Origin of the sequence: Nocardiopsis gilva YIM 90087, from assembly GCF_002263495.1 — a bacterium.
GTDB lineage: Bacteria > Actinomycetota > Actinomycetes > Streptosporangiales > Streptosporangiaceae > Nocardiopsis_C > Nocardiopsis_C gilva.
Genome location: NZ_CP022753.1, coordinates 2,782,235 through 2,805,280, shown reverse-complemented (window position 1 = coordinate 2,805,280; position 23,046 = coordinate 2,782,235). Strand labels below are relative to the sequence as shown.

At 70.3% G+C, this 23,046-nt stretch carries 29 protein-coding genes, 1 tRNA gene and 1 pseudogene; 5 read left to right on the top strand and 26 right to left on the bottom strand.

Annotated elements, in window-relative coordinates:
• Positions 1-138 precede the first annotated feature (138 nt).
• The 13 genes from CDO52_RS12785 to CDO52_RS12730 all read right to left on the bottom strand — a co-directional run bounded on the left by CDO52_RS12785 (position 139) and on the right by CDO52_RS12730 (position 5,643).
• Positions 139-417 carry a WhiB family transcriptional regulator gene (locus CDO52_RS12785; protein WP_017616853.1) on the bottom strand — a complete coding sequence of 93 codons (279 nt, stop codon included), beginning with the start codon at positions 415-417 and terminating at the stop codon, positions 139-141.
• A complete protein-coding gene (locus tag CDO52_RS12780; RefSeq protein ID WP_017616854.1) occupies positions 414-791 on the bottom strand; it encodes a hypothetical protein in 378 nt (125 codons plus the stop codon). Before CDO52_RS12780 ends, CDO52_RS12785 begins: the two co-directional genes overlap by 4 nt.
• Positions 788-1,060 (bottom strand): hypothetical protein, encoded by a 273-nt coding sequence (locus CDO52_RS12775; RefSeq protein WP_017616855.1) that lies wholly within the window; start codon positions 1,058-1,060, stop codon positions 788-790. The genes CDO52_RS12780 and CDO52_RS12775 overlap by 4 nt, the downstream gene beginning before the upstream one ends.
• Positions 1,060-1,383, bottom strand: a complete 324-nt coding sequence (locus tag CDO52_RS12770) for a hypothetical protein (RefSeq protein WP_017616856.1) — start codon at positions 1,381-1,383, stop codon at positions 1,060-1,062. Before CDO52_RS12770 ends, CDO52_RS12775 begins: the two co-directional genes overlap by 1 nt.
• Positions 1,380-2,411, bottom strand: coding sequence for a recombinase family protein (locus CDO52_RS12765; protein ID WP_017616857.1), 1,032 nt, complete (start codon positions 2,409-2,411; stop codon positions 1,380-1,382). Before CDO52_RS12765 ends, CDO52_RS12770 begins: the two co-directional genes overlap by 4 nt.
• The gene (locus tag CDO52_RS12760) at positions 2,408-3,340 is read right to left on the bottom strand and encodes a YqaJ viral recombinase family nuclease (RefSeq protein ID WP_017616858.1); all 933 of its coding nucleotides are present in this window, start codon (positions 3,338-3,340) and stop codon (positions 2,408-2,410) included. Before CDO52_RS12760 ends, CDO52_RS12765 begins: the two co-directional genes overlap by 4 nt.
• Positions 3,337-3,534: a hypothetical protein gene (locus tag CDO52_RS27410; protein WP_157745554.1), complete on the bottom strand. Its 198-nt coding sequence runs from the start codon at positions 3,532-3,534 to the stop codon at positions 3,337-3,339. The genes CDO52_RS12760 and CDO52_RS27410 overlap by 4 nt, the downstream gene beginning before the upstream one ends.
• Positions 3,531-3,878: a hypothetical protein gene (locus tag CDO52_RS12755; RefSeq protein ID WP_017616859.1), complete on the bottom strand. Its 348-nt coding sequence runs from the start codon at positions 3,876-3,878 to the stop codon at positions 3,531-3,533. The genes CDO52_RS27410 and CDO52_RS12755 overlap by 4 nt, the downstream gene beginning before the upstream one ends.
• Positions 3,875-4,096: a hypothetical protein gene (locus tag CDO52_RS12750; RefSeq protein WP_152471482.1), complete on the bottom strand. Its 222-nt coding sequence runs from the start codon at positions 4,094-4,096 to the stop codon at positions 3,875-3,877. The genes CDO52_RS12755 and CDO52_RS12750 overlap by 4 nt, the downstream gene beginning before the upstream one ends.
• A complete protein-coding gene (locus tag CDO52_RS12745) occupies positions 4,089-4,739 on the bottom strand; it encodes a flagellar biosynthesis protein FlhF (protein ID WP_017616861.1) in 651 nt (216 codons plus the stop codon). Before CDO52_RS12745 ends, CDO52_RS12750 begins: the two co-directional genes overlap by 8 nt.
• A complete protein-coding gene (locus CDO52_RS12740; protein WP_017616862.1) occupies positions 4,736-4,954 on the bottom strand; it encodes a type IV toxin-antitoxin system AbiEi family antitoxin domain-containing protein in 219 nt (72 codons plus the stop codon). The genes CDO52_RS12745 and CDO52_RS12740 overlap by 4 nt, the downstream gene beginning before the upstream one ends.
• On the bottom strand, positions 4,947-5,231 hold the full coding sequence (locus CDO52_RS12735) for a hypothetical protein (RefSeq protein WP_017616863.1): 285 nt from the start codon (positions 5,229-5,231) through the stop codon (positions 4,947-4,949). Before CDO52_RS12735 ends, CDO52_RS12740 begins: the two co-directional genes overlap by 8 nt.
• Positions 5,232-5,307: 76 nt before the next feature.
• The gene (locus tag CDO52_RS12730) at positions 5,308-5,643 is read right to left on the bottom strand and encodes a hypothetical protein (protein ID WP_017616864.1); all 336 of its coding nucleotides are present in this window, start codon (positions 5,641-5,643) and stop codon (positions 5,308-5,310) included.
• A 272-nt stretch (positions 5,644-5,915) separates the two neighbouring features.
• Here CDO52_RS12730 and CDO52_RS12725 point away from each other — a divergent pair, with 272 nt between their 5' ends.
• Positions 5,916-6,674, top strand: coding sequence for a GntR family transcriptional regulator (locus CDO52_RS12725; RefSeq protein WP_017616865.1), 759 nt, complete (start codon positions 5,916-5,918; stop codon positions 6,672-6,674).
• 5 nt (positions 6,675-6,679) lie between these two features.
• Here CDO52_RS12725 and CDO52_RS12720 read toward each other — a convergent pair whose 3' ends face one another.
• The gene (locus tag CDO52_RS12720; protein WP_051060633.1) at positions 6,680-6,955 is read right to left on the bottom strand and encodes a helix-turn-helix domain-containing protein; all 276 of its coding nucleotides are present in this window, start codon (positions 6,953-6,955) and stop codon (positions 6,680-6,682) included.
• 207 nt (positions 6,956-7,162) lie between these two features.
• Between CDO52_RS12720 and CDO52_RS12715 the strand changes: the two genes are divergently transcribed.
• From CDO52_RS12715 to CDO52_RS29450, 3 genes are all read left to right on the top strand, one after another.
• Positions 7,163-7,717: a helix-turn-helix domain-containing protein gene (locus CDO52_RS12715; RefSeq protein ID WP_017616867.1), complete on the top strand. Its 555-nt coding sequence runs from the start codon at positions 7,163-7,165 to the stop codon at positions 7,715-7,717.
• A 367-nt stretch (positions 7,718-8,084) separates the two neighbouring features.
• Entirely contained in the window at positions 8,085-8,342 is a 258-nt protein-coding gene (locus CDO52_RS12710) for a hypothetical protein (protein ID WP_017616868.1), read from the top strand.
• A 119-nt stretch (positions 8,343-8,461) separates the two neighbouring features.
• Positions 8,462-10,141 (top strand): LacI family DNA-binding transcriptional regulator, encoded by a 1,680-nt coding sequence (locus CDO52_RS29450; protein WP_017616869.1) that lies wholly within the window; start codon positions 8,462-8,464, stop codon positions 10,139-10,141.
• Positions 10,142-10,156: 15 nt separating this feature from the next.
• Here the strand turns inward: CDO52_RS29450 and CDO52_RS12700 are convergent.
• From CDO52_RS12700 to CDO52_RS12690, 3 genes are all read right to left on the bottom strand, one after another.
• Positions 10,157-10,230, bottom strand: a tRNA-Pro gene (locus tag CDO52_RS12700).
• Positions 10,231-10,408: 178 nt separating this feature from the next.
• A complete protein-coding gene (locus CDO52_RS12695) occupies positions 10,409-10,924 on the bottom strand; it encodes a DUF523 domain-containing protein (RefSeq protein ID WP_017616870.1) in 516 nt (171 codons plus the stop codon).
• A 214-nt stretch (positions 10,925-11,138) separates the two neighbouring features.
• Complete coding sequence (locus CDO52_RS12690) at positions 11,139-12,191, bottom strand: dihydrodipicolinate synthase family protein (protein ID WP_017616871.1); 1,053 nt, start codon at positions 12,189-12,191, stop codon at positions 11,139-11,141.
• Between the two features lie 728 nt (positions 12,192-12,919).
• On the opposite strand from CDO52_RS12690, the gene CDO52_RS12685 reads away from it, so the two are divergent.
• Positions 12,920-14,197: a multidrug effflux MFS transporter gene (locus CDO52_RS12685; protein ID WP_017616873.1), complete on the top strand. Its 1,278-nt coding sequence runs from the start codon at positions 12,920-12,922 to the stop codon at positions 14,195-14,197.
• A gap of 134 nt (positions 14,198-14,331) precedes the next feature.
• Here CDO52_RS12685 and der read toward each other — a convergent pair whose 3' ends face one another.
• The 9 genes and pseudogenes from der to CDO52_RS12640 form a co-directional block, all read right to left on the bottom strand.
• Positions 14,332-15,744: a ribosome biogenesis GTPase Der gene (der, locus tag CDO52_RS12680; RefSeq protein ID WP_051060634.1), complete on the bottom strand. Its 1,413-nt coding sequence runs from the start codon at positions 15,742-15,744 to the stop codon at positions 14,332-14,334.
• A gap of 171 nt (positions 15,745-15,915) precedes the next feature.
• The gene (gene cmk, locus CDO52_RS12675) at positions 15,916-16,632 is read right to left on the bottom strand and encodes a (d)CMP kinase (protein ID WP_017616875.1); all 717 of its coding nucleotides are present in this window, start codon (positions 16,630-16,632) and stop codon (positions 15,916-15,918) included.
• A 99-nt stretch (positions 16,633-16,731) separates the two neighbouring features.
• A pseudogene (locus CDO52_RS12670) lies at positions 16,732-17,802 on the bottom strand (prephenate dehydrogenase).
• A gap of 215 nt (positions 17,803-18,017) precedes the next feature.
• Positions 18,018-18,380, bottom strand: a complete 363-nt coding sequence (gene aroH / locus CDO52_RS12665; RefSeq protein ID WP_026125435.1) for a chorismate mutase — start codon at positions 18,378-18,380, stop codon at positions 18,018-18,020.
• Between the two features lie 59 nt (positions 18,381-18,439).
• Positions 18,440-20,020: a pseudouridine synthase gene (locus tag CDO52_RS12660; RefSeq protein WP_094932402.1), complete on the bottom strand. Its 1,581-nt coding sequence runs from the start codon at positions 20,018-20,020 to the stop codon at positions 18,440-18,442.
• On the bottom strand, positions 20,004-20,591 hold the full coding sequence (gene scpB / locus CDO52_RS12655; RefSeq protein WP_026125437.1) for an SMC-Scp complex subunit ScpB: 588 nt from the start codon (positions 20,589-20,591) through the stop codon (positions 20,004-20,006). Before scpB ends, CDO52_RS12660 begins: the two co-directional genes overlap by 17 nt.
• Positions 20,592-20,614: 23 nt before the next feature.
• Positions 20,615-21,484, bottom strand: coding sequence for a segregation and condensation protein A (locus tag CDO52_RS12650; RefSeq protein ID WP_017616880.1), 870 nt, complete (start codon positions 21,482-21,484; stop codon positions 20,615-20,617).
• Positions 21,485-21,608: 124 nt separating this feature from the next.
• A complete protein-coding gene (locus tag CDO52_RS12645; protein WP_193373635.1) occupies positions 21,609-22,076 on the bottom strand; it encodes a hypothetical protein in 468 nt (155 codons plus the stop codon).
• Complete coding sequence (locus tag CDO52_RS12640; RefSeq protein ID WP_017616882.1) at positions 22,049-23,014, bottom strand: ParA family protein; 966 nt, start codon at positions 23,012-23,014, stop codon at positions 22,049-22,051. The genes CDO52_RS12645 and CDO52_RS12640 overlap by 28 nt, the downstream gene beginning before the upstream one ends.
• Positions 23,015-23,046 lie beyond the last annotated feature (32 nt).

The following is a 23,046-nucleotide window of genomic DNA, read 5'->3' as shown; positions in this document are numbered from 1 at the left end:
CTTCCTTGGTGGGGGTGGCCCGCCCGGCATCCCCCGATCCGGGCGGGCCGTGGGGGTGGTCAAGGGGCGCCCCGTCCCCCGAGGTCGGGGCGCCCGGGTGGTCCCGCCCCGCCCGAGGACGGCAGGCGGGGCGGGGGTTCAGGCGGCGCGGTCCTGCCGCATCCGTCTGCGCTGCTCACGCGTGGTTCCAGCCCAGATGCCGTAGTCCAGGGCGTGGGGCACCGCCAGGGCAGCGTCGAGGCACAACTGCCGGGTCGGGCACGCCTTGCAGATACGGCGGGCGCGCGCCACCCCCGCACTCCCCCGGCCGCGCGGATAGAACAGCTCGGGATCCGCGCCCCGGCACGCCGCACGCGGATGCCAGGACGTGTCGACCGGGCCAACTTCCAGCCAGCGGAACGGGATCCCGGCGGTCACTGCGGCACCTCCCCGCCGTCGAGGAGCGGCCCGGCCAGCGCCTCCGCGTGCTCAGCGTCCAGCAGGAGCGCGACCGGGCGGCCATCTGCGGTGGTGCAGCACACCACCGTGTCCTCGGCCGGGTCGTCCGGGTGGATGAAAGTGCCCTCCCAGCGGACCACCAGCGGCTCGTCGCTGCCCGTGCGCTCTGTCAGCGCCCACGTGGTGGTGATGGCCCTGGCCATGGCCTCCGGCGGGCACGGGCCCACATCGGCGATGTAGGCGGCGAGCGCGGCCTGCTCCGGGGTGGGCTCACCCAGCAGCCCAGCGTGGTGCCGGGGCGCCGTATCCGTGACGACGTGGGCGTCGTCCCGCCCAATCACGTGGTCAGTCACAGCCCCTCCTCCAGGTCGGCCAGCTCAGCGCGGAGCCGCGCCAGCTCGACAGATTTCGGTGCGTGTCGGTTCAGGTACCGGACGCGGTCACGCAGCCGCAGCGCCCGGTCGAACTTGGCCTCCAGCCACTCAGCGGGAGAACCGGCGGTGCTGGGGTCGGCGAGCACGACCGGGACCTCTGGTGGTGCCGCGGTGGCTGCGGTGGGGGCGGTGTCGGGCACCACCCGCACCCCGTAGGCGCGGATCTGAGCAATCAGCGACCTGTTCATCACGCACCCCCTGTCAGGTCGTCGGGGTCGGCGTCCGCAGCTTGGGCGAGCAGCGAGCGCTCATCGGCCAGCCGGGCGCGGAAGGTCTTCAGCCGCTCAATGGCCTCGACAGCCGCATCGTCAACGCGATTCAGGTCTAGGCAGGTGTGTCCGACCAGGGCACGGCCGTGCAGCAGGCGGGCCACAGCCACCAGCCGGTGAGCGTGATGCATGTGGGAGATGGCGGTGTCGCCATCGGGGTCCGGCACCAGAGGAGGGGCGGGGGCCACCGGCCCGCCCTCAGGGCGGGACCGGCGGAACAGTGAGGCGAGCCGCGCGATCACGACTGGTCCCCGCACTCATCGCAGAGCAGCCGCACATCCGGGTGGACGACCATCGTTCCGGGAGGCGCCGGAAGCGCCTTGCCGCACTCGTCGCAGGCAAACGAACCCCGACCCTCGGGCAAGGGCTCGATGACCTCAGCGTCGACCGGCTCGTCTTCAGGCTCGAAGTCGTCGTCGGTCCCGTGGAAGCGCTTCGCGGGCGCACGCTCCTCGCCGCTGTCCTGCTCGTGGCGCTCCTCTGCCCGCTTCTCCAGAGCGGAGATGACCTGCTCGACCTCCTCAGCGGTCATCTCCGACCGGTTGGCGACCTCGCGGCCGACAACCTCCGTAACGAACGGCAGCGCGTCGGCGGAGCCCATGCCCAGGTGGCGCATGAGCCCGCCCATGTAGCGCATCCGATCCGGATCCACCTGAGGCTCCGACTGCTCTGTGGTCGCCTGGGTGGTCTCGGCGACCGCCTCGGCGATCGTCGCCCCCGCCCGGTGCTGAGCGTCGGGAACACTAACGACGTTGCCGTCGGGGTCGACCTCCGCCCCCAGCTCCTCGGGGGTGTAGCCGACCCCCAGCAGCGCCTCCTCGCACGCCTCGCGGGCCACCTCGGTGATCGCGCGGGCCTTGAGCATGGCCTCCGGGTAGGACTTCCATACCTGCTTGGTGGCGACCCCGGCGCGTTGTGCGCGCGCCAGGTCCCACCGGGACTCGAACGTGAAGTCGGGGTCATCAGCGCGGATGATCTGCGCGACGGCCTCCAGGCCCTCGTCGCGGTGCACCCGGATGCGCAGCCGGTGCCCGGCCCGCCGCACCAGCGCAGAGATGAGCCCCGAGGACGCCGAGGGCTTGCCCTCGATGACATGGACGGAGTTGATGGCGGTGATGGGCTCCAACCCCAGGGCGCGCCCGTACTCCACGGCGAACAGGACGTTAGCGGGCTGGCCTCGGTAGGCCTTGGGCAGCAGCCCGGAGGAGGCCAGGGTGCGGGCGTACTCCATGCGGTCGGGCAGGTCAGCGCGAAGCGCGATCTCAGTCATGCGGTGAACTCCTCAGCGATGAAGTCGGTGTGGGGCGGGCACTTGCGGTCGGCCACCACAAATGGCGGGGCATCCCCGCGCGCCTGGCGGGCGGCGATGCGCTGGCCCAGGAAGCAGGCGCGGCGCGCGTTTCCCATGAGGTCGCCCATCTGTGAGCGGGCGAGATTCCACGCGGCGTCGGCGGCGAGCTTGTCCTCGCGCCCCTGGGTGAACGCCGCGACCTGGTCCAGGGACAGCTCAACCTCGCGGTCCTCGATGGACGGGTGGAGCTGGCGCACCGTGAGGTAGGTGGAGTCGGTGGTGTCCTTGTCGGGGACCTCGCCGAACAGCATCGAGTCGAGGAACTGCTCGGCATGCTGGCGGAGGAGCGTGGCGTCGGCCGGGTCGTAGGCCACCTGGTATTCGCGGAACTCCAGGCCGCGCCCGATCATCGCCACATGGGCGGTGTCCAACCCCAGGCAGTCCAGGTACCACTGGATCTGCGTCCGGTAGTAGAGCGGGACTTCGTCGGTGCCCTCCCGGCCCCACCCCTCGCCGTCCCCGGCGTCGGACTTCAACTCCAGCACCGCGCGGACGCGCCCGTCCTGCAGCAGGAGCCGGTCAGGGTTGGCCAGCTGGTAGTCCCGCTCCACGTTGGTGAAGGTTCCGGCCTCCACCACCTCGAACTCGGGGTGGCGGTCAGCGAACCAACTCGCGATCGCGGGTTCCAGGTAGTGGCCGCGCGCCTGCGCCTCGGTGGTCGGCAGGTCCTGGACCAGGCCCTGCTTCAAATGCCACAGGCGGTAGTGCGACACCCACGGCGACCTGCCGAGCACGGCGGCCATATCGCTTCCGCCGAGGCGCCCGGCGCGGGCGGCGTGCCAGGCTTCGGACCCGGAGGGCCAGGAGCCGAGCAGGTGGCCCGTGGGCGTGGAAAGCGTGGCGGTCATCGCTTGGTCTCCTTGGTCTTGGCGGCCCGCCCCGGCTCGGGCAGGCCGCGCACAGCGGCGGGGGTGTGGGCTCGGCAGCGGCGACCCTGCGCATACAGGCGGGTCGGGGTAGACCCGCAAGAGCGGGAACCGATCCAGTAGGTGCACGGGACGTCCCACGGGGAGGCCAGCTGAGCGGGGGCGGGCGCGCTCACCGGTCCTCACCCGCCTCCGGCAGATCCCGTAGGTCCTCCATGGCCCGGATCTCCTCCAGCAGCGGGGCCATCTCCGCCTCGCGCCGCAGCACCACCTGCACGGCCTCCGCGATCGCCGAGGCGGTGTCCCGGAGCGCTGCGGCGTCCGACACCAGCCGCGCTGCCGCATCCGGCCGCCAGTCGGTGGCCTCGCCGTTGACCAGCGACCCCCGGACGTCGTCCGCCAGCTCGGGCAGTTGGTCCAGCAGCAGCCGGATGTCGTGCGGGGTGGCGGTCTCGATCGGCTGCTGCGGTCGGTAGGCAGGGCCCAACAGCATCCGCAGCAGGGTCATCAGATTGGTCATCGCGTGTGCCTCCCTCGCGGGTCGGCGTGGATGTAGCCCGCCTGCTCAGCGGCGGCGATGATCTCGTCGCGCGTCGCGACCTCACGCTCCTGGCGGCGCCACATGGGGGCGTCCGCCCACCCGCGGGCGATCCACCCCACGGCCACCAGGGCGAGGACGCCGACCACCAGCAGCGCGACGAAGAACACGAGGAACACGTACAGTTCGGCGTCATTCACCGCGCTCACCCCGCTCGTGGATCTCGCGGATGTGCATCCGGGCGGCGTCACGCACCGGCATGCGCATCGCATCGAAACGGCTGCGCAGCCCCGTGACGGGGTTCCGGCACCGGCTGCAGTAGAAATGCGGGGCGTCGTAGCCCGCGTCACTGGCGTCCCGCCCGAACTTGATCCACTCCGGGAACTCCCCAGGCGGGGTGTCAGCGAGGAGATCCGCCCGCGGCTCCTCCGGCGTCTTGGCGGATGCCTGGTCGGCCGCGCGCTGTGCGAGGCGCCGCACACCATCGGCGAGATCGGCGTTCGCCTGCATCTCCTCGCGATAGGCGCGCCGGATCCGGTACGCCTCCTGATGAGCGGCGAACCTCTCGTCGCAGGCCGCCCGCACTGACGCGGGCTCCTGCTCCACCCGGACGGGATGACCGTTGTGGGCAGGGGCAGAGCGCGCCTCGCGCCGCTCCTCCCGCGCGTCCGACAGCCGCCTGATCAGGGACACCAGAGCATCGACCTGCTCACACCCGGCGACGACGTGGAACAGCACCTCGTCGGACTGCTCCACGCGCTGGCCCGCCTGGTGCATCGCGTCATACAGCAGCGGCGAGTAGTCAGCGTGGTCCCAGCGGCCTGGGGGGATCGGGGTGGTCATGACACACCTCCTGCTCCTGTGCGCTGCAGCAGGGCGCACACCTGCGCCTCCACCAACTGCCGGGGGCCCTTGCCGGGGCGGCGCACCACGTCCAGGCGACCGCTGCGGATATGCCGCTCCAGCTCCCGCCGGGGGCAGCCGAATCGCTCCTCGGCCTCGCGGATGGTGATCAGCACGTCCGCCGCCGGGCGGGTGATCGTGGTGCGCTCACTCATGGCGCACCCCGCGCATCGCTTGGTCGTCCAGGTGGTCGGCCAGCAGCTCGAAAGCACGGGACAGGTCCCGGGCAGCCACGGCGGACTCGGCCGGGTCGCCGACGATCTCGATGGCCATCGCCGGGTCCAGAGCCTCGACGGACGTGAAGATGCCGATCCGCGGGCGGCCGCCGCGGTCGGTCTTGACCTCGGTTTCCGCGCAGGAGGGGATGATCCACTCCTGCGTCTCGCGGGTGAGCAGCCGCTGCGGCGGCTCGGGTCGGTTACTCTGTTGCACGGCCCTGTTCCTTTCTCTTGGTTGGGTGGGGCCACGCCCTCGCCTGGAGTTGGGTCCGGGCGGGGGCACATCTGTGTCAGAAGCTGATGCGCCGGGCCGAATCCGGCTTGGGTTGCAGCGGAAGTGCTGAGACGTTGTCGCGCGGGGTAGCGCGGCGAGGCGCTGACCTCGCAGGCGCTCGACGCCTGGCTGACGAGCCGACGGGTTCACCCACGGGGACCGCTGCGGCGTCGAGGAGCGCGGCGATATCGGCGCGGGTGAACACGATCTGCCTGTTCCTGCCGATGCGGCGGTGCGCGATCTTCCCGCGCTGCGCCTGCTTGCGGAGCCCGTCCGGCGTCGCGGTCGGCAGCCAGTGCTCGACGACTTCCTCAGGCGTGTAGGTGCGCAGGTCATCGTCCGGTGTGGTCATGCGGCACCCGCCTCATGGGGCTCGGTCAACAGCACGTCGTCAGGCATGGGGCCTCCTATGCACGCGCAGTTGGGGATGGGGGTGACCGCCCGCTCCCGGGACACGTGGCCACGCAGGGACGGGCGAGAGCGGACGGTCCAGCTCATCTCCGGCTCATAAAGTCCTAAGGATGAGTTAATGACTACCGTAGACCGGTCCTCTGAAGTCATCAAGGGTTTGTGAGGACTAGACTCGATCGCGGCACAGGCACCGGTGGGGAAAGCGGAGATAACGTGGCGAAACACGATCTGGTGGCTGCCGCCGTGCGTCGCGACATCACCGCAGGCGTCCATCCCGTCGGCGTCAAGCTGCCGTCCGAAGCCGCACTTGCGGAGCGGTACGACGTGTCGGTGCCGACCGTCCGCCAAGCGCTCGGCGCGCTCGCCGAGGACGGGTTGGTCGAGAAGCGGCACGGGTCGGGGAACTACGTGCTCCGCCGTCCGGTCGTACGGCGTCTCGCGATGGAGCGCTACCGCGCGGACCTGGCGGCCACCCCTACCCCTGAGCAGCCGCAGACCTCGTTCACCAAGGATCAGAACATTCCCTGGTCGGCGTACCGGCTGGATCGGGACTACGCGCAGGTGGACGCTGACGACGACCTCGCCGACATGCTGGGGGTCGAACCCGGCACCGCCCTGTTGCGCAGGCACTTCGTGTTCTACGCGGCCGGACAGCCGTCGCAGATCAGCGTCAACTACCTGCCGTGGGAACTGGTGGGCGGAACCCCGATCGCCGACCCCGAGAGGGAGCCGTGGCCGGGCGGAACGCTGGCGCAGGCCCGCCACCTCGGCCACCCCATCGTGCGGGTGGAGGAGTCCGTCACCGCGCGCATGCCCACCCCCGACGAGGCGGAGACACTGCGCATGCCCTCCGGCGTGCCCGTACAGGCGATCCGCCGCCGCCTCATCGCGGACGACCTGGTCGTCGAGGCGTGCCGGGAGATCGTCATCCCGGCCGACCAGGTGGTGCTGGACAACGCCATCGACCTCTAGGCCAGTCATGACGCGTCGCCTCCGACTGCTTCGCAGCAGTGGCTGATCGACTCCATCAGCAGCGCGTTGACCGGTACGTTCAGCTCTCTCGCGATGCGGTGGATTAGCTCGACCCCGCACCGCTTCTTTCTCGGTGTCGTTGAGTCGTAAAGCTCCAGGTTGCGGAGGGTCTGCTCGTGGATGCCGATGCTGGCGGCGACTTCCGCACATGACCTGCCCTGGCTGACTCGGATGCTGCGGATCGCCGCACCGTTGTGCTTAGCGGTCGATTTGACTGGCATGTAGGACACGTTAGGACTCAGAGTCCGACTATACAACCCCTGGTGAGACTCATTTGCTCGTTCAGTCCTATTTCTTCCCGTGAAGATAGGACTCACTAGGCCCCAAGGACAGGGGGACCTATCAGCCGCGAAATAGGGGGTCTAGACTGGTTGCCTGTGTCCTACTGAGTCCGCATAATCGGTAGGGTCCCCAGAGAGGAGTACGCGGTGTCACAGGTCAGCAGCACAGAGTCCTGGGCTCGGTTGGCGAGCATGCTGAAGGCGCGCCGCGTACAGGTGGGCTACAAATCTCTGGCGGCGCTCAGCCGAGAGACCGGAGTCAATTACAAGACTCTCCAGCGAGCCGAGCGCGGGGCACCCCACCCCTTCACCCAGGGAACGCTCTACGAAATCGATCGCGCATACCAGTACGAGGCCGGGAGCATCCAGCGCATCCTGGACGGCGGCGACCCATCGCCGGCACAGTCCTCCGCCGATGAGCAGGCCTCCCGGGACCCCGATGCATCGCTCAGCGGCCACCAGTTCTATGAGCCGGAGTTCTGGGAGGAGTCCCAGGAAGTCCCGGCGGCCTCCCTCCCCGTGGGGTGGGCGCTCCTGCGCAACCCCATGGCCGACGAGGAAACCGTCATGTGGATCCTGATGTTCTCGCCCGGGACGTGGACCCAGCTCCGACTCCCTGCCGACTACACCCAGCAGCAGGTGCTGGGGGCTTTTCGTGACTCGTTGAAATACATCGACAAAGAGAAGGCAGACCTCATTTAATTTAGGTCTGCCTATCTTTACCGCCTAGAGATAGGCGGAGATTTCGTCGTGAGAGATACCCAAAACCTTATGCGACCTGTGGCAATACGCACCGTGATCAGCTGAAATTTTTACTATTTCGGGCTCGGTGAATCTGGTGTGCCAGATTCACCTGAGTTACTGTCGTCCCTCACCAGGAAATTGGGCCACCAGGACGACGAGGGGACCCGCACGACGACGTGTGGGAGGAAGGACTCTGGTGCGCACCCGAGCCACAATCCAAATCAAAGAACCTACAATCCGACAACTAGAGCTGGCCGCGACACCACGGCCCAGCCCCGACTCCAGCCCGATCACCGTGTCCCGCCTCGCCGAGGAAAAAGTCCGCGTGGACATCCACCCCCACGTGGACTGCCTCGACATCGCCGAGGCCGCCGTCCGGCTCTGCGACGACTCCACACTGACCCTGTGGTTGCTGAGCTACGGCATCTACGTCCCCGTCAGGGCCTACCGCATCAATTTCGAGGAGATCATGGGCTCACACGGCCTTCTTCACCCGGGTGCCGACGTGCACCACCACATCACCCCTGAGGAGCAGCAACCTATCCAGCTCTCCCCACTGCCCCACCCCAGACCGACCGCATAAGAATCGCCGCCCCACCGGCGCACAGCGACGACCCCGCCCGCTCCGGGGTTTCCCGCTCCCTTCCCCACCCATCAGCGCATCCCGGCAGAATTGACCCTGCCCCCAAAGACAGGAGCACGATGCGCCCCTATGTAGAGAAGCGGCGGAACACATTCCGTGTCAGGTACCGAACCGCTGACGGCGAGATGGTCCCCCTCGGCAGCGGGTTCACCACACACGAAGAAGCAGAAGCCCACGGGTGGGAACAGATCGCCAAAATCACCAAAGGCACCTGGATCGACCCACGCGACGGCGAAATCACCCTCACCGAATGGGCCAACAACTGGCTGCCGGCCCAATCCTCGATCCCCGGCACCCAGCAGCACTACGCCTACCTGCTGCAGTCATTCATCCTGCCTGCGTTCGGCAACCGGACACTCAACTCTCTCGCCTACGCCGACCAGGAGATCGACGCCTGGGAACGGAAAATCCGCAGCGCCTACGCGGCCTCCACCGCACGGCAGGCCCGCGGCCGCCTCGACAACATGCTCGAGGACGCCGTCGCACAGCAAGCCATACCCCGGGCGCCGGTGCGGCGGCGCTCCACCCGTGGCAGCATCGAGGAGCGCCGCGTCCTCGCCGACGCCCAAAAGCGACGCGACGACGACGAGATGTGGACCACCCCGCTCGGGGCACTCCTCATCGCCGAACGCATGGCCCTGCTCACCGGCAGGGACGCCGAATTCGTCATCGGCGTCACCATGCCCTACATGTGCATGCGGTTCGGCGAGGTGATCGGCCTGGAGCGGACCGCGCTCGAAATGGCCCGGCTCCATATCCATTGGCAGCTGTACGGGCTCAACGACGGCAGCATCATCCGCAAGCTGCCGAAGGACGGCAAGCGGCGGGTTGCCGATGTCCCCACCCACATCGCCCGGCTGCTCCGGCACCAGATCCGCACCCTGCCTGCGATCAGCCCCTCTGCTGGGACCTGCCCCTGCGTGAAGCACGAGGACGCCCCGGAGTTCCGGGAAAAGTACAGCCATCCTGCAGGGATTCACATCTTCCCGGGTCCGGTCGGCATCGTGTCGCGCTCCGGGCCGTCGCTGAAGGCGGTCGCCACGGAGGCTGGGGTGTCGACGGGAACCGTGTACAACGTGCTTAATCGCCCCGACGTTGTTCGCGCCTCGACGCGGGCCCGCGTCGAGGCCGCCATCGCCAACCTGGGGTTCACGAGCGCGCCGACGACGCGCGCGACCGAGGCGCACTGGACGCGGTCCAACTTCCGCTCCGGTGTGTTCTACCCGGCGGTGTGGGGGTGGTATCCGACGAAGAAGCCGCTGCCGGAGCGGCCCGTACCGGTGGGGGCCGGCCCGTGGCCCGGTGTCCCGCTGAAAGGGCGGGGAGCGGCGGAGCGGGCGACCGCGGCGTGGCTGCCCATCACCGAGGGGTTGACCCCGCACGGGCACCGGCACAGCGGCAAAGTGTGGATGGATGAGGACGGCATCGCCGAGCCGCTGAAGGACGAGCGGATGGGACACGAGAACGGCACCGTGCAGGCGACGTATTCGCATCCGACTCCGGCGATGCGGGAGAAGCTCCTGCGGTCCCTGGACGCCCGGTGGGAGGCATCGCTCATCGAGCGGGCGCGTATGTGGCCTTCATCACAGGTTGAGATTTTGGATCATCTACTGGAGCCGTACCGGCACAAATACCGCCGGTGCATCCCCATCGCGGCACCGCCGACCAAGATCATTACCCATGATGTACCCACAGAGACGAGAAAGGCCCGTTACCCTAGGAGGGCAACGAGCCTCTAACGTGCTACTTCGCTGTCGGGACGGCGGGATTTGAACCCACGACCCCTTGACCCCCAGTCAAGTGCGCTACCAAACTGCGCTACGTCCCGGTGCTGTTCGGGGCTTTTCCGTCCCCGCCAACGAGTAAGACTCTATCGCATCTCAGAGCGTGCTCGTGACAGCTCCTGCGGCCAGAGCGGGGATGCCGAGGCCGAGTGGCTGGCGCTTACCGGGGTGACCTGCGCAGACCGCGTGCTTGGGTAGCGCACGTGACTGGGGGGCGTGGGATCACAACCCGTTCTGTTCAGGACTGGCTTCGAGGGCCTGGAGGTGGGCGACGGCCTCGGGGAGTTCGGATTCGGTGAAGACCGCGATGCCGTTGTCGAGGAGGAGGCGGGCGGTGACGCCCGGGCCCGAGGTGGTGGCGCCGGTGAAGGATCCGTCGTAGACGCGGTGGACGCCGCAGGAGGGGCTGGACTCCTTCAGGATGGCGATGCGGACCCCGTGCTGCCGGGCGGTGTCGAGGGCGGCGTGGGCTCCGGCGAGGAAGAAGGTGGTGACATCGGCGCCCTGCGGGGTTCTGATGCGGGCGTTGCCGGTGAGGACGGCCGTGGCGCCCGACGCCGCCTCGATCTCGGCCGGCGGGCGGGGGACGGGCAGGCCACCGGCGACCTCGGGGCAGTGGACCACCAGGCGTCTCTCTGCGCGCCATCGGTCGAGGATCTCGTCCTCGACGGTCTTGGCACGTCCGTCGAATCGCACGCGCCTGCCAATCAGGCAGGCGCTGACCAGGATCTTCTCCATGGCGCCTTCCTCCTCGGCCGTGGCGCGCCTCTGCACGCCACGCTACCCGTGACCGGATCCGCGCGTGATCTTCATACGTGATGAGGGTGCCGGACGATCGCGGCGGATTCGGGCGGCACGCGGTCGATGCGCTCCGTCAGAAGGCGAACCCGTGCAGGTGACGCCGCGCGTGGGCATTCCCTCGGTGTGGGAGTCGACCGCGCTGGTGGTCCGGTCAGTGTGTGCCACCCGCCGCCGCCCGCTTGTTCTTCGGGGTACGGGGCCGCTGGGGTGATCCCTTCTCCGCCGGGGCTGTCGATCCGCGCGGACGCGGGGCCCGCTGGGGGCGGGGGGTGTCGAGTGTGGCGATGTAGGCCATGGCGCGCCGTGTGGCGGCGATGATGTCGTCGCGGTGCTCGGCGACCAGCGGCCCGCGCGGCGGGCGGCACGGCCCGCCCTTCCGCCCCGCCATGTCCATCACCAACTTCACGGCCTGCACGAACTCCGTCCGCGTGTCCCAGCGGAGGAGCGGCAGGAGTTCGGCGTGGAGTGCCGTGGCCTCCTTTGTCTTGCCCGCGCGGATCAGGTCGAACATCCGCACGCACTCCGCCGGGAAGGCGTTGGGCAGCCCCGCGAACCAGCCGGTGGCTCCGTCGGTGAGGTTGTCCAGCACGAGGTCGTCCGCTCCCGCGATCACCTGGATTTCCGGGGCGAGCTCGCGGATCTGCGATACCCGGGCCGGGTCACCGGAGAACTCCTTGACGGCGACGACATTGTCGATCCGGGACAGCTCGGCGATGAGGTCAGGGGTCAGGTCGACCTTCGTGTCGCGGGGGTTGTTGTAGAGCACGACCGGCAGCCCGACCGACGCGACTGCCCGATAGTGGTCGACGACCTCCGCCCGGTTCGCCCGGTACAGCGTCGGCGGCAAGCACAGGACGGCGTCGGCGCCGTCCGCGGCGGCGAGCTCGGCCCAGTGCCGCGCCTGGTGCGCCCCCACGCCGTGCACACCCACGACGACGATTCCGGTCCCGTCCACCGCCTCGATCGCGGTGCGCGCGACGGCGCGGCGTTCGGCGTCGGTGAGGGAGGAATACTCCCCCAGCGACCCGTTGGGGCCGATGCCCCGGCAGCCGTGGGAGATCAGCCAGCGGCAGTGGTGGGCGTAGGCCTCGTGGTCCACGGTCAGGCCGCCGGGCGCGAACGCGTCCCCCCGGTAGGGCAGGGCCGTGGCGACCACGACGCCGCCGAGGTCGATACGCGGAGTCGGAGTGGCTGTGTCGACCATGTCCTCACTCTCCTTCGGGTGTACGGGCGGGTGGCACGGCGGACCGCTTCCCCAGGCAGGTCTCCGTCCTCGCCGCTGGTCTGGCCGATGCTCCGGTACCGACGACGAACGGCGTGGCTCCACCGGTGCCGGACGCCGCGCACGCCGCCGTCCTGTGCGTTCCTGCCCCGCCTTCGCACAGGTCACGCATTCCCTTCTTCCTGGCGGGCCCTGCCGTGGCCGTTGATGACGTCGCTGTCGCGGGCGGTCTGCCGGCAGGCCCGGACATCGGGGAATCGCGGCCTGAGTTCCTCGTACTGCTCGGCCACCGCCCGCGGCCACAACCCCACCGACTCCCGTGCGGGGAATTCCCCGTGGCCGCTTCCACGCCCCCGTCCTTCTACCGCGTGGACCCTCTCCGAATCGCGGCTTCACCGCACCGGGCCGCGGTGACCGGGGCCGCGCGGCACGACGGCTCGGGGTCCTTTTCCAAACCGTGACGTGTCCGCCTTCACAACGGCCGAAACCGCCGCCACACACGGGCTTCGCGACCGGTGGCCCACATCACGGCAAGAGACCGCAAAGTCGGGGATTTCGCCCCCCGACACTGGTGTTGCAGGCGAAGTTCCCCCACATGGAACCGTCCGGCACCCCGCGTATCTCAGGCGGCTCACGGTGCCATCACTTCTCCATCTAGAGAACCCCTGAACATTCCCATCCGTTCATCGTGCCCTTTTTTGGAGTCCGCTGTGAGCCATGCCCTCGTGCGCACCAGCCGTCCGGTGCGGCGTTCCTCCGTGTCCACGGGCCCGGCACCCCCACGCCCCCGCCGGTCCGTCGTGCTCCTCGTCTTCATCCTGGGAGTCCTGTCCGCCACCAGCCCCCTGGCCACCGACCTCTACCTCCCCGCCTTCCCCCAGATCGCCGACGACCTCGGAGCGAGCGAAGCCCAGGTCCAGCTCACCCTCACCGCCGTCATGGTCGGCCTCGCGCTTGGCCAGCTGGTGGTCGGCCCGCTCAGCGACCAGTTCGGGCGTCGCGTCCCGCTGCTGATCGGCACCGCCGTGTTCGCCGCCACGTCGATCCTGTGCATGTTCGTCACGTCGGCCGAGATGTTCACCGCGATTCGCTTCCTGCAGGGTCTGGCGGCCGCGGCCGGGATGGCGGTCTCCCGGGCGGTCGTCCGCGACGCCTTCGACGGCGACTCCGCCGCCCGCTTCTTCTCCCGGCTCGTGCTGCTGGTGGGGCTGGCCCCCATGCTCGGGCCGATCATCGGCGGCCGGATGCTGCTGTTCGGCCCGTGGCAGGTCATCTTCGCCGCGCTCGGCGTCGCCGGGGTGGTTGGGTTCGCCCTCGTGTTCTTCGGGCTCCCCGAGACCCTGCCGCGGGCGGACCGGCGCCGCCAGGACCCCATGCTCATGCTGCGCACCTTCGGCCGCCTCCTCCGCGACCCCCGCTTCATCGCCCCCGCCCTGACCATGGCGCTCAGCTTCGCGATGACCTTCACCTATATCTCGTCGTTCTCCTTCGTCTCCCAGGCCCAGTTCGGGGCGAGCGCCCAGCAGTTCAGCCTGATCTTCGGCATCACGACCCTGGGCATGATCCTCGGCAACCAGGTCAACGCCGCCCTGATCGGCCGTATGGGCACCTCGCAGCGGCTGTTCGCCGGGCTGGCCGGGGCCACCCTCACCGTCCTGCTGCTCGTCGCGCTCGACATCACCGGGTGGGCGGACCTGGTGACGGTCACCGCCGTGCTCTTCGCGATGATGTTCTGCACCGGCCTCATCTCCCCGAACGCGACCACGCTGGCCATCGCGAGCCAGCCCTCGACGATCGCCGGAAGCACCTCGGCGCTCCTGGGCACGCTGCAGTTCGCGCTCGGCGGCACCCTCGCGGCCGCGGCCGGGTTCACGAGCACCGGAGAGGCCACGCTCACCAGCATGATCGTGGTCATGCTCGCCACCGGTCTGGCCGCGACGGGCGTGTTCGCCGTGGCGGCGGTGCGAGGGCACGCCGGATCCGCGTGACGACCAGGAACTCCCCAGCTCCTCCCGCGTCCCACGTCGTCCGTCTCTTCGGATGAACGCGAAGGGCCCGCGTCGGGTCGAGACCGTGTGGTCCCGACCCGACGCGGGCCCTTGTCACGTCAGAGGCCGGCGGGTCAGCGCTTCCAGTCGGGGCGGGTGCTGCCCTTGGACGCCCTGCCTCCGCCCTTCTTGTCCCGGATGCGCATGCTCAGCTTGACCGGGCTGCCCTCGAAGCCGAAGTCCTCGCGCAGCCGACGCTCGACAAAGCGCCGGTAGTTGTCCTCCAGGAAGCCCGTGGTGAACAGGACGAAGTGCGGCGGACGCGCGCTGGCCTGCGTGGCGAACAGGATCTTGGGCTGCTTGCCGCCGCGCACCGGCGGAGGCGTGGCGGCCACCAGTTCCTTGAGCCAGCTGTTCAGCCGCCCCGTCGGAATGCGGGTGTCCCAGCTGGCCAGTCCGGTCTCGAGCGCCGGGACCAGCTTCTCCACGTGCCGTCCGGTCTTCGCCGAGATGTTCACGCGCGGCGCCCAGGAGACCCGGGACAGCTGGCGGTCGATCTCCTTCTCCAGGTAGTAGCGCCGCTCCTCGTCGAGCGTGTCCCACTTGTTGAAGGCCAGCACCAGGGCCCGGCCCGACTCGACGACCTGCTCGACGACCCGGATGTCCTGCTCGGCCAGCGGCTCGCTGACATCCATCAGCACGACGGCCACCTCGGCCCGGTCCAGCGCCGACGACGTGCGCACGGTCGCGTAGTAGTCGGCGCCCTGCAGGTTCCGGAACCGTCGGCGGATTCCCGCGGTGTCGATGAACTTCCACGTCTCGCCGCCCAGCTCGATGAGCTCGTCCACGGCGTCGCGGGTCGTCCCGGCCACCTCGTCGACGACCACCCGGTCCTCGCCGGCGAGCCGGTTGAGCAGGCTGGACTTGCCGACGTTGGGCCGCCCCACCAGCGCGATGCGCCGCGGGCCGCCCTCCTCGTCGGCTGACTCGGCCTGGGGCACCTCGGGGAAGGACGCGACAACGGCGTCCAGCAGGTCGCCGGTCCCCCGCCCGTGCAGGGCACTGATCGGGAACGGCTCGCCCACGCCCAGGTTCCACAGCACCAGGGCGTCGGCCTCCTGCAGCTCACCGTCGACCTTGTTGGCCGCGAGCACGACCGGTCGGTTGGTGGCGCGCAGGACGCGGGTCACGGCCTCGTCGGCGTCGGTGATGCCCACCGTCGCGTCGACGACGAACAGGATGACGTCGGCGGTCTGCGCCGCGTACTCGGCCTGGCGGGCGACCATCGCGGCCAGCCCGCTGACGCTGGTCTCCCAGCCGCCGGTGTCGACGAGGGTGAACTCCGCGGCCTGCCAGGAGGCGTCATAGGCCACCCGGTCGCGGGTCACGCCCGGAACATCCTCCACCACTGCCTCGCGGCGGCCGATGATCCTGTTCACCAGGGACGACTTTCCGACGTTGGGGCGTCCGACGACGGCCACCACCGGTTTCACGGCCGCCTCCGCGGCGGCCTCGCCCTCTTCGGGCATGCCGGATACGGCATGCATGTTCTCGGTCAACCTATTCACTCCCGGTAACGATGCCCCACGCGCCCAGGATGCGTGCCGTGGGGATGGAAAACAGTGTGCCGTTTAGGGGACGCACGCGCACGCCGCGTCGGCGTGCGACGCATCCGGATGCGGTGTCCGATCCTTGCCCTGACCGGCGGTTCGGCGCTGTCAGCGCGCCGTGGAGCCCTCCACGGCTCCGACGGCCTCGTCGGCCAGTTTGACGACGATCGCGATGACCTCGTCGAGGGTCAGGTTGCTGGTCTCCAGTTCCAGGGCGTCCTCGGTCTGGGTCAGCGGCGAGGCCGCCCGGCTGGAGTCGAGCTGGTCGCGGCGGGCGAGGTCGGCCTGGGTCGCGGCGACGTCGTCGGTCTCGACCTCCTTGCTGCGGCGGTCCGCGCGCGCCTCGGCGCTCGCGGTCAGAAAGATCTTGACCGGCGCGTCGGGCGCGACGACCGTGGTGATGTCGCGGCCCTCGACCACGATGCCGCTGGCCTCGCGCCGGGCCCGCGCGATCGTCTCGCGCTGCAGGGCGACGAGTCGTTCGCGCACCTCCGGCACGGCGCTCACCGCGCTGACGTTCGTGGTGACCTCCTGGGTCCGGATCGCCGCGGCGACGTCGGTGCCGTCCACGTCGACGGTGGGGGCCGCCGGATCGGTGCCCATGGTGATGACCGGGCGCGATGACGCCTCGGCGACGGCCGCCGCGTCGTTCGCGTCGATCCCCTGGTGCAGCATCCACCAGGTCATCGCCCTGTACATCGCCCCCGTGTCGAGGTAGCGAAGCTCACGTGCCCTGGCGACGCCCTTGGCCGTGCTGGATTTGCCCGACCCCGAGGGACCGTCGATGGCGATGACGATGCCCTCAGCGTGGCCCTGCGCACTCACTTCGGCTCTCTCCTCCGGGGGATGACGCGGTTTCGTTTCAACGCTTCAGCCTACCGGCGCATGAGCCGTGCTCGCCCCCGTCGCACCGAGGGGACGCCGTCAGGCGTGGACCGACCATCCGCCCTCCGCCAGGGTGCGCGAGAGCTCGGCGGCGGCCTCGGGGAGCACGGAGAGCTGGGCGACACCGACCGGCAGGCCCGGGAGTGGTCGATGCGCACGTCCTCGATGTTGACCTGGGCGGCGCCGGCCGCGGCGAAGAGCCGCCCAGCGCCCCCGGCTCGTCGGGGATCACCACGGGGACGACCGTGTAGGCGGGGTGCGCTGCGCGCCGTGCTTGCCGGGGATGCGGTCGTGGCCGCGCCGCCCCCGGTCGAGCAGGTCGCGCACCCGCTCCCGGGCGGAGGCGGTGGCCTGGTCCGGCGCGGTACCGCGGAGCGCGGCGGCGGCCCCGTGCAGGTCGTCAGCGATCTCCTCCAGCAGCTCGGCGACCGGTCCCGGGTTGTCGCGCAGGATCTCCAGCCACAGCCCCGGGTCACCGCCCGCGACGCGGGTGACGTCGCGAACCCCCTGGCCGGCCAGGGCCAGCGCGGTGTCGTCGCCGCCGAGCAGCCGTGCGGCGACGGCGGCGGCGGCGACGTGCGGCGCGTGCGACACGAGGGCCACGGCACGGTCGTGCGCGGCGGCCGACAGCGTCACCGGTTCGGCCCCGCACATCCGGGCCAGCGCGGTCGCCGTGGCGATCGCGCCGGGGTCGGCCTTGGCCGTCGGGCACAGCGCCCAGGAGCGGCCGAGGAACAGGTCGGCGCGGGCCGCGCTGGGGCCGTGCTTCTCCCGGCCGCCCATCGGATGGCCGGGGACGAACGTGGACATGTCGCATCCGCGCCGCACGGCTTCGGCGATCACGCCGTCCTTCACGCTGGCGGCGTCGGTGTAGACATGGGCCAGGCCCCGGTGCTGCGCGTCGCGCACCACCTCGGGGACCGCCGCGGGCGGCGCCGCGATGATGGCGATGTCGGCGGGGCGGTCGGGCGATGCGGTGTCGAGCGGCCGACCGGCGCCCAGGTCGCAGGCGAGTCGGAGCGAGGCGGTGTCGGGGTCGGTGAGGCGCACCTCGACGCCGTGCTCACGCAGGGCGAGCGCGATCGACGTGCCGATCAGCCCCGTGCCCATCACGACGGCGCGCTCGATGCCGGTCACCGGTTCTCCCCTGTCGTCACATGCGTTTCTCTACTCGCTCAGCCGCGATGCTCTCAGCCTAGAGCAGTCCGGCCGACGCGGGCCTCGATGAGGGCCGCGGCGAGCCCTCCCCCGGATACACGACGGGGTGGGACGCGCGTCTCCGCGCGTCCCACCCCGTCCGTACAGCCGGTCGTGGCTCTTCGCCGCTACTGCGCGATGTCCAGCCGCAGCGCCTGCGCCCCGCGCAGATACACGTGCTGGAGGTCGGCCCGCGGCTTGCCCGTCTCGACGTGCGCCATCAGCCGGACCACGCGCGGCAGCGCGTGGGGCACGTCGATCTCGGTGGCGCACATCAGCGGTACGTCGGCGAACCCGAGCTTACGCGCGGCGAGCGCGGGAAACTCCGAGGTCAGGTCGGGTGTGGCCGTGAAGACCACACTGATCACGTCGTCGGTGGTCAGCTCGTTGCGTCGCATCGTCTCGGTGACCAGCTCCGCGGTCGCCTCCAGGATGAGATCACGGTCGTCGGCCTCCACCTGCACCGCGCCGCGAATCGCTCGTACTGCCACGTCACACCCGCCCTTGTCCGCTGCTGGAATACCGCCGGAAGCATCCCCCATCGCGGAGACTACATGCCCGCTGCGGTGTAGAGCTCGCTGACCTCCTTGGCCGTCAGCGCGCGCATGGTCCCGGGCTTGAGCGTGTTCAGGTCGATCGGGCCGACCTGGGTCCGAGCGAGATCGGAGACCGGGTGGCCCACGGCGTCCAGCAGCCGACGCACGATGTGCTTGCGCCCCTCGTGCAGCTGGACCTCGACCAGGGCCTTGGGCTCCATGTTGTCCACGACGCGGAAGGAGTCGACCTTCACGAGGCCGTCCTCCAGCTCGACGCCGTCCCGCACCTGCTTGACGACCTCGCGCGGCACCGGTCCCGGCACCTTGGCGATGTAGGTCTTGATGACCTTGTAGCGCGGATGCGTGAGCCGGTTGGCGAGTTCACCGTCGTTGGTGAGCAGGATCAGGCCCTCGGTCTCGGTGTCGAGGCGGCCGACGTGGAACAGCCGCTCCTCGGTCTGCCCCGCGTAGTCGGCGAGCGTGGGCCGCCCCTCGGGGTCCCACATCGTGCTGACGACGCCGCGCGGCTTGTTCAGCGCGAAGTAGAGGAGGTCGGGCGCGGTGGCGACGCGCATGCCGTCGACGCGGATCTCCGAGGTCTCCGGGTCCACGCGGGCGCCGAAGCGCCGGACGGTCTGGCCGTCGACGCTGACGCGCCCGGCCACGATCATCTCCTCGCTGGCGCGGCGGCTGGCGACACCGGCCTGGGCCAGTGCCTTCTGCAGCCGGATGCCGCCGGGGACGTCCTGGTAGGTGTCGCGCGGACCGTCGGCGCGGTCGTCGTCGCGCGGGTCGTACTCAGAACGCAGCGCTTCGAGCCGCATGCGCGCGGCGACCGAGAGCTGGTTCTCGGCCTTGGGCTTGCCGCCAGCGGCGGCGCGGTTGCCGCGCGGGGCCGGTCCGCGCCCGGTCGCACGGTTGTCTCCCTGGGAGCCGCGCCCCCCGCTACCCGTGCGGGGACGGTCGGAGCGGCGGTCGTCGCGGTCGCGCCCGCCGTCACCGCGGCGGACGGAGTCCTTGCCGCGCCGGTCATCACGGCGGAACGAGCCACGCTCATCACGCCGCCGGTCGTCACGCTGGAAGGCGCGGCGGTCGGACCGGGCACCCGAGCCGGCGGGGTCGCGGTCGTCGCGCCAGCTGCCCCGGCGGTCGTCGCGGTCGCGCCCGCCCTCGCCGCGGCGGACGGAGTCCTTGCCGCGCCGGTCATCACGGCGGAACGAGCCACGCTCATCACGCCGCCGGTCGTCACGCTGGGAGCCGGGGCGGTCGTCGCGCCGGTAGGAGCCGGGGCCGCGGCGCTCGCCGCGCTCCGGGGAACGGGAGGAGTCGCGGTCCCCGCGCCGGTTTCCGGCGGGGCCGCGCCGATCGTCGCGGCCCTCCGAACGGTGGGAACCCCGGTCGTCGCGGCGGAACGAGCCGCGCTCGCCGCCGCTGCGTCCGCCCTGACGCCGGTCGTTGTGTTGGCCGTCCCGGCGCTGGCCGGAGCGGTAGGAGCCGCCGCGCTCACCGCGCGGCTGGTAGGAGTCGCCGCGCTCACCGCGCGGGGCGTTGTCCCGCGCACCGCGGGACCGTGAGTTATTACGAGGTGTGTTCACCGGTGTCGTCTAAACCTTCGATGTCGTCAGGCAGGAAAGGTGCCAGATCGGGAAGTTCGTCGAGGCTGCGCAGGCCGAGGCGCTCCAGGAAGTAGCTCGTGGTCCGGTACAGCAGCGCACCCGATTCGGGGTCGTGCCCGGCCTCTTCGACCAAGCCTCTCAGTACGAGGGTACGCATAACCCCGTCGCAGTTCACACCGCGGACGGCCGAGACCCGCCCCCGCGACACGGGCTGGCGGTACGCGACGACCGCCAACGTCTCCAGCGCGGCCTGCGTGAGCCGCACCTCCTGGCCCTCCTTGAGGAAGTGCTCGACGATGTCGGCGCACTCGGGGCGGGTGTAGACGCGCCACCCTTCGGCGACCTGGCGTAGGTCGAAACCCCGGCCCTGGACGGTGTATTCCTCGGAGAGCTCGGTGAGCGCCGCCTCGATCTCGCGCACCGGCCGGTCGAAGGCGCGCGCGATGTCGTAGGCGGCGACCGGCTGGTCGACCACCATCAGCACCGCTTCGAGGTCCCGCCGCAGCCGGGCGTGGGCAGGATCACCCTCCTCCGCATCGCCGGGGGGCACCGCCGCGGTGTTCTCGCTCACGCTCACGCCGACTCCTCGTCCTCCGCGCTCTGGCGGTCCTTCTTCGCCTGTTCGTACTCGTCGGCGACGGTCACCTCGCCCTCGGCGGAGCCCGTCCACATCACGGTCAGTTCGTCGAGCGGTTCGGGCTGGTCGAACTCGACGTTCTCGGCGCGGTACAGCTCCAGCAGGGCGAGGAACCGGGCCACGATCTCGAAGGTACCGGTGCAGTCGGCCGTCAGCTCGCCGAAGGTGAGGGTGCCGTGCTCCCGCAGCGCCTCCACCACCAGGGAGCCCTGCTCGCGCACGGAGGTCCTGGTCTGGTGGATGTGCTCGACGGGGACGCTGGGCGGCTCCTTGGGCGTGAACACGCGCGCCGCCAGCGCCGCGAACTCCTGGGGGCCCAGTTTGATAAAGACGTCGGGCCGCGCGTCGGCGAAGCGCCGCTCCAGCGGCACCGCACGCGCGAAGCACCGGCCCTGCGCGCTGATGCGCCCGGAGAACAGGGCCGCGACCTCCTTGTAGGCGCGGTACTGCAGCAGCCGGGCGAACAGCAGGTCGCGGGCCTCCAACAGGGCGAGGTCGGCCTCGTCCTCGACTTCGCCGCGCGGCAGCAGCCGCGCCGCCTTCAGGTCGAGCAGCGTCGCCGCCACCAGGAGGAAGTTGCTCGCCTGGTCGAGGTCCCAGAACTCGCCGAGCGCCGAGATGTGGGCGAGGAACTCGTCGGTGACCTTCGACAGCGAGACTTCGGTGATGTCCAGCTTGTGCTTGGAGATCAGCCCCAGCAGCAGGTCGAAGGGGCCCTCGAAGTTGTCCAGGCGCACCTGGAAGCCGGACTCGTCGGCCTCCTCGGTCGCCACCTGCTCGCCCGAGGCCCCTTCCGCGGTGCTCATGCCGCCAGGGTCGGGTTGGTTGTGCTCATCCACCTAGGGTGTCACCGATCCGCGCGTGCCCGGTCACCTCGCCGCCCCGGCACCGGTCGTTTCCAGCGGCGGGCCGCACCGGTGCCGCGTGCGTTCACTCTGTGTCTGTGTCAGCGTCCGCCAGCAGCCGCTGCACCAGCATGCTGGACTCCCCGTGCTCCTCGAAGTCGGCGAGCAGCACCGCCACGGCCTCCCGGACGATCCGCCCCCGGTCGGCCGTCAGACCGTGTTCGGCGCGCAGGGTCAGCCGGGTCTGCTCCAGGGCGAGGAGCTCGGGTGCGGAAATGTACACCGTGATCTTCTCGTCGTGGCGCTGGCGCCCGCTGGGCTGCGGCGCGCGCTTGGGCCGCGGCTTGCGGGCGCGCGGGCGCGGCGCGTCCGGCTCCGCGGCCGGCGCGGGCGCTTCGGGCGCCGGATCCGCCTCGGCGCGGGCGTCGGGCGGCTCCGTGGGCGGGGTTGTCGGTGCAGGAGGTGCGGGCTCGGGTGCGGCGGTTTCGGACGGACGGAAGAACAGTTCGTCCGCGCCGGGCAGGGTCACGCGCCGTGACCGCTGTGTTGCCACCTAGCCAGCACCTCCTTGGCGAGTTCCCGATAGGCGTTGGCCCCGGCCGACGAGGAGTCGAACCGCGTGATCGGCTCCCCCGCCACCGTGGCGTCGGGGAACCGCACCGTGCGGTTGATGACGGTCCCGTACACCTTGTCGCCGAAGCCGTCGATGATGGTCGACAGCACCTCGCGCGCGTGCAGCGTGCGCGGGTCGTACATGGTGCCGAGGAAGCCCTCGATGACCAGGCGCTCGTTGAGCCGCTCCTGGACCTTCTGGATCGTGTCCATCAGCAGGGCCACGCCGCGCAGCGCGAAGAACTCGCACTCCAGCGGCACGATGACACCGTCGGCGGCGGTGAGCGCGTTGACGGTGAGCAGGCCCAGCGACGGCTGGCAGTCGATGAGGATGACGTCGTAGTCGTCCATCACCGGCCGCAGCGCCCGGCCCAGCATCTGCTCCCGGGCCACCTCGCCGACGAGCTGCACCTCGGCGGCCGACAGGTCGATGTTGCTCGGGATGAGGTCGAGGCCGTCGATGTCGGTCTTCAGCAGCACGTCCGACACGGTGACGTCGCGCTGCATGAGCAGGTTGTAGACGGTCAGGTCGAGCTCGCGCGGATCGAGTCGGCCCAGCCCGACCGAGAGCGCCCCCTGCGGGTCGAAGTCGACGAGCAGCACCCGCCGCCCGAACTCCGCGATGGCGGCGCCGAGATTGATCGTGGTCGTCGTCTTACCGACGCCACCCTTTTGGTTGCACAGTGCGATGATCCGGGCCGGGCCGTGGTCGTCCAACGGCTCTGGCTCGGGAAACCACACTTTCGGTCTGTTCGATTGCAGAGCCGCCCCCGTGCTGTGCGTTTCCCCCCACGGGTTGATCGCCGATCTCTCCGGACTGTTCTCGTCGGTGGGGACATCGCCCTCCACCTCCGCACCGTCGTGCTCCGACCAGCTCACAACCCTTGACCTCCCTACGAACCGGCCGTGGC

Bases quoted from the DNA above. Each gene is read 5' to 3' on its own strand.
- CDO52_RS12775 (WP_017616855.1), bottom strand. From the start codon at position 1,060: ATGAACAGGTCGCTGATTGCTCAGATCCGCGCCTACGGGGTGCGGGTG.
- CDO52_RS12765 (WP_017616857.1), bottom strand. From the start codon at position 2,411: ATGACTGAGATCGCGCTTCGCGCTGACCTGCCCGACCGCATGGAGTAC.
- CDO52_RS12760 (WP_017616858.1), bottom strand. From the start codon at position 3,340: ATGACCGCCACGCTTTCCACGCCCACGGGCCACCTGCTCGGCTCCTGG.
- CDO52_RS12755 (WP_017616859.1), bottom strand. From the start codon at position 3,878: ATGACCAATCTGATGACCCTGCTGCGGATGCTGTTGGGCCCTGCCTAC.
- CDO52_RS12745 (WP_017616861.1), bottom strand. From the start codon at position 4,739: ATGACCACCCCGATCCCCCCAGGCCGCTGGGACCACGCTGACTACTCG.
- CDO52_RS12740 (WP_017616862.1), bottom strand. From the start codon at position 4,954: ATGAGTGAGCGCACCACGATCACCCGCCCGGCGGCGGACGTGCTGATC.
- CDO52_RS12730 (WP_017616864.1), bottom strand. From the start codon at position 5,643: ATGACCACACCGGACGATGACCTGCGCACCTACACGCCTGAGGAAGTC.
- CDO52_RS12720 (WP_051060633.1), bottom strand. From the start codon at position 6,955: ATGCCAGTCAAATCGACCGCTAAGCACAACGGTGCGGCGATCCGCAGC.
- CDO52_RS29450 (WP_017616869.1), top strand. From the start codon at position 8,462: ATGCGCCCCTATGTAGAGAAGCGGCGGAACACATTCCGTGTCAGGTAC.
- CDO52_RS12695 (WP_017616870.1), bottom strand. From the start codon at position 10,924: ATGGAGAAGATCCTGGTCAGCGCCTGCCTGATTGGCAGGCGCGTGCGA.
- CDO52_RS12690 (WP_017616871.1), bottom strand. From the start codon at position 12,191: ATGGTCGACACAGCCACTCCGACTCCGCGTATCGACCTCGGCGGCGTC.
- der (WP_051060634.1), bottom strand. From the start codon at position 15,744: ATGCATGCCGTATCCGGCATGCCCGAAGAGGGCGAGGCCGCCGCGGAG.
- CDO52_RS12650 (WP_017616880.1), bottom strand. From the start codon at position 21,484: ATGAGCACCGCGGAAGGGGCCTCGGGCGAGCAGGTGGCGACCGAGGAG.